The sequence below is a fragment of the Pseudomonas sp. BN417 genome (assembly GCF_029871205.1).
Classification (GTDB): domain Bacteria; phylum Pseudomonadota; class Gammaproteobacteria; order Pseudomonadales; family Pseudomonadaceae; genus Metapseudomonas.
In genome coordinates, this window is the sequence record NZ_SSOJ01000147.1 from 1 (window position 1) to 4,141 (window position 4,141).

5 protein-coding genes are annotated in these 4,141 nt (G+C 64.2%); 3 read left to right on the forward strand and 2 right to left on the reverse strand.

Annotated features, from left to right (window positions below; genetic code table 11):
- Positions 1 to 19: 19 nt before the first annotated feature.
- Together E8F11_RS22715 and E8F11_RS22720 are read right to left on the reverse strand one after the other, a co-directional pair.
- Complete coding sequence (locus E8F11_RS22715; protein WP_280287409.1) at positions 20 to 991, reverse strand: IS110 family transposase; 972 nt, start codon at positions 989 to 991, stop codon at positions 20 to 22.
- A gap of 433 nt (positions 992 to 1,424) precedes the next feature.
- Positions 1,425 to 2,330 carry a LysR family transcriptional regulator gene (locus E8F11_RS22720; protein ID WP_280291148.1) on the reverse strand — a complete coding sequence of 302 codons (906 nt, stop codon included), beginning with the start codon at positions 2,328 to 2,330 and terminating at the stop codon, positions 1,425 to 1,427.
- 156 nt (positions 2,331 to 2,486) lie between these two features.
- On the opposite strand from E8F11_RS22720, the gene E8F11_RS22725 reads away from it, so the two are divergent.
- From E8F11_RS22725 to E8F11_RS22735, 3 genes are all read left to right on the forward strand, one after another.
- Positions 2,487 to 3,131: a hydrolase gene (locus E8F11_RS22725; RefSeq protein ID WP_280291149.1), complete on the forward strand. Its 645-nt coding sequence runs from the start codon at positions 2,487 to 2,489 to the stop codon at positions 3,129 to 3,131.
- A 66-nt stretch (positions 3,132 to 3,197) separates the two neighbouring features.
- Entirely contained in the window at positions 3,198 to 3,755 is a 558-nt protein-coding gene (locus E8F11_RS22730) for an antibiotic biosynthesis monooxygenase (protein WP_280291150.1), read from the forward strand.
- 15 nt (positions 3,756 to 3,770) lie between these two features.
- A partial coding sequence (locus E8F11_RS22735) for an amidohydrolase family protein (protein WP_280291151.1) occupies positions 3,771 to 4,141 on the forward strand: 371 nt, incomplete at its 3' end.

Genomic DNA, 4,141 nt, shown 5'->3' on the forward strand with positions numbered 1-4,141 from the left:
GTAGATACCGTCTTGGAACCTAGTGCGCAAGGGCCAGTTTTGCATCGAAAGGCTGGCCCGATTTCAGGACGCCATAAGCGATGTGCAGCAGCTTGCGCATCGCGGCGCAGACGATCTGCTTCCCGGCCTTGCCTCGACTTCGCAGGCGTTGTCCCAGCGCTTTGATCGCCGGGTTGTGGGTCAGCGCAACGATGGCCGGCATGTAGAGACCCGCGCGGAGTCGGCTGGAGCCCATCCGGGAAATGCAGGCGTAGGCCTTTTGGGTGCCGGACTCCCGCAGCTGCGGATTCAGCCCGGCAAACGCCGTGATGGCCCGGGCATTCTTGAATTGCAGCGGGTCTCCCAGCTCGGCCAGAAGCAGGGCCGCAGTCTTGTCCGCGACGCCGTCGATACTGGTCAGCAAGTCGCGCTTACCCCGTAAATCGGGATCGTCGTCAATGTGCGCCTGAATCGCCTTCAAGGTTTCGGCGATCTGCTGTTCGATGTGTTGCAGCACCGAACGAATCGAGTCCTGCACACTGACATCGGCGACGTCCAAGCGATTGCGCTCCATCTGGGCAATCTCCTGGAGGTCCTGCAGGCGCCGTACCAGGGCCCGCAGGCGGCGGATGGCCGGCGGTTCGGGCCGCCAGGCACGCAACTCGTCCACGTGCCGGGCGCCATAGTCGGCAATCAGCTTGGCATCGACCTGGTCCGTCTTCACCCGTTGCAGTTGGCTGCGGGCATAGAGGGCAATCTGCGCCGGATTGGTCACGCAAACCCGGTAGCCCAAGCCATGGAAGTATTCGGCCAGCGCCTCGTGGTAGGTCCCCGTGGCCTCCATCACGATCCAGGCCCCTGGTTCGCTGTATTTGAGCAGCCACTCCTGCAGTACCTGAAAACCCGCCGCGCTATTGGCCAGCTTGGCTTTGGTGCGGTACTTGCCGTTGGCCTGCTGGGTGGCGATATCGAAACTGTGCTTGGCAATGTCAATGCCAACGATGCCGGACATGCGAACTCCTCAATCTCTCCAGAAGGATCATCACTGCACTCGGCACGACCTTGTGAATGCGAGCTCTCACCTGAGGTGGGCTCTGGATACCGTTCGAGCTATTCGAGTGAGTGTGGAGGGCAGGAGCACTATCTACGTTGCTGGCTCGAGGCCTTAGGGTGGAAACGGCTTCCTGACCCTCCCCCGATGATCAGTCGGGAACTATCGCCCCATCACAGAGCGATAGTCGAGATACAAGGGTGGAAAGCGCTCTTCTTTCCACCGGCAACCCCGCTCGGTGGATCGGTGAAGCGCGATCCACCCTACCCGGCTTGTGGGGGCGAATTCATTCGCTAAGGGCAGCGACGCTGCCCCTTTCAAGTCCCGAGGGCAGACCTGCGGTCCGCTCAGCGATTGAAATCGCCCCCACAGGAAAAGCAGCCCGTAGGCTGCTTCAGCATGGCATCCGCTCATTGGCCCGCCCCATCTCCTCCACCAGGAAATCGATGAAGGCCCGGGTCTTCTGCGGCATACGCCGAGCGGAGGGATAGACGGCGTTGATGCTGATGGGCGGCGCCTGCCAGTCGCAGAGCACGGCCAACAACCGGCCGGCGGCCAGCGCTTCGTCGACGATGAAGCTGGGCAGCAGGGCGATGCCCATGCCGGCTTCGGCGGCCTGGGCGAGGAAGTCGCCGTTGTTGGCGTGCAAGGGGCCGGTGACCTGCACGCGACGGGTCTCCTGACCGTTGCCGAGACTCAGGCTGACCCCGCTCTGCAGGTAGCCGTAACCGAGGAAGGCATGGCTGGCCAGCTCCTCCGGCGACTGCGGTACTCCGGCCTTTTGCAGATAGGCCGGTGAGGCCACCAGGAAGCGCGGCGCCGGCGCGATGGTGCGGGCGACCATGGAGGAGTCCGCCAGACTGGCGATGCGGATGGTGACATCGAAGCCGCCGCGCACCGGATCCACCTGCTGGTCACTGAGCACCAGTTGCAACTCGATCTGCGGATGCCGCTCATGGAAGCGCGGGATCAGCGGACCCAGCTTGCGCAGCCCGAAGGACATGGGCGCATTCACCCGCAACACCCCCCGCAACTCCCCTACCCCATCCCGCGCCCGCTGCTCGGCCTCGTCCAGGGCCGCCAGCAGGTCCCGCGCCGATTCGAAATAATCGGTTCCCGCCTCGGTCAGGTGCAGGCTGCGCGTGGTGCGCACCAGCAACTGCACGCCTATGGCCTCTTCCAGCGCCTGCACCTGCTTGCTCACCGTGGAGCGCGGCAGGTCCAGCGCCCGTGCCGCCGCGGCGAAGCCGTTACTGCGCACGGTTTCGATAAAGGCGCGCATGCATTCGACCCGGTCCATCAGTGTCTCCAATTCAGAATCAATGAAGTTCAATTCTAGCTAATTGTTTCTCTCAATGGGCGAGCACAAACTTCATCCCACGTCGGAACCAAACAGCCTCCAGATCAAGGCACCGGCCAGGAAGAACCCACTACCCATCGCTCCAGGAGAAATGCCATGTCCATCCGCGAACTGCTGAACCCGACCAACTCCACCCTGATCCTGATCGACCACCAGCCGCAAATGGCCTTCGGCGTGCAGTCCATCGACCGCCAGCAACTGAAGAACAACACCGTGGCCCTGGCCAAGAGCGCGAAGATCTTCAACGTCCCGACCATCCTCACCAGCGTGGAAACCGAAAGCTTCAGCGGCTACCTGTGGCCGGAGCTGCTGGGCGTGTTCCCCGGCCAGCAACCCATCGAACGCACCTCGATGAACTCCTGGGAAGACGAGAAATTCGTCGCTGCGGTGAAAGCCACCGGCCGCAAGAAGCTGATCATGGCCGCCCTCTGGACCGAGGTCTGCCTGACCTTCCCGGCCCTGGAAGCCATCGAGGCCGGCTACGAGGTGTACATAGTCACCGACGCTTCCGGCGGCACCTCCCAGGAAGCCCATGACATGGCCGTGCAACGCATGATCCAGGCCGGCGCCATCCCGGTGACCTGGCAGCAGGTCCTGCTCGAGTACCAACGCGACTGGTCGAAGCGGGAAAGCTACGACGCCGTGATGGACCTGGTGCGCGAGCACAGCGGCGCCTACGGCATGGGTGTGGACTACGCCTACACCATGGTCCACAAGGCGCCCCAGCGCGAAGCCAAGTAAGCCTCGGCGGGCCGGAGACGTCCAGCGTCTCCGGCCTTCTTCCCTCGCTGCACGGAGCACCCCGCGATGACCCCGGACGACGTCGTGACCCTGCTGATCCGCCACCGGATCAGGGAGGGACAGGAACAACGCTACGAAGGCTGGCTGCGCCGCATCATCGGTGTTGCCAAGGGCTATCCCGGCCACCTCGGCATTGACGTGGTACGCGACCGCAAGGGCGGCCTGCACCACTTCACCAGCATCCTGCGCTTCGCCTCCACCGCCCAGCTCCAGGCCTGGCTGGATTCGGCGGACCGCCGCCAGCTCATCGAGGAAGTCGGCCCCCTGCTCGCCGATGGCGACCTGCTGGAGATCAACCCGGAGCGGGAATTCTGGTTCACCCCGGCCCCGGTCGACATGCCCCAGCCGCCGCGCTGGAAACAGGCCTGCGTGACCTTCCTGGTGATCCTGCCGCTGGCCCTGCTGGTCCCGCTGCTCTGGCAGCCGCTGTTCAGGCTGTGGCCCTGGCTCGCCGGTTACGTGGCGAGCAATGTGCTGATCACGGCCAGCATCGTGCTGCTGGTTGTCTATCTTTTCATGCCGCCAGTGACGCGTTTCTTCGCCGGCTGGCTGAACACCCGCTGACCCAAGGAGGGCCACATGAGCGAAGACCCATCCAGCAATAGCCGCCGCCAGTTCCTCGCCGCAAGCACGGTGCTCGGCGCCGCCGGCGCACTCTGGTCCGCACTGCCTTTCGCCGGCGCCACGGGCGGCGCCCACGCCACTACCTCAGGGGGTTCCATGACTGCTGACCTGATCCTGTTCAACGGCCGTTTCCACACGGTCGACCGTGAGAAGCCTAACGCCAGTGCCGTGGCTATCAAGGACGGCCGCTTCCTCGCCGTCGGCAGCGACGCCGAGGCCATGGCCCATCGCGGCGACGCCACCCAGGTGATCGACCTCAAGACGCGCACCGTCATCCCCGGCCTCAACGACTCGCACCTGCACCTGATCCGTGGCGGCCTCAACTA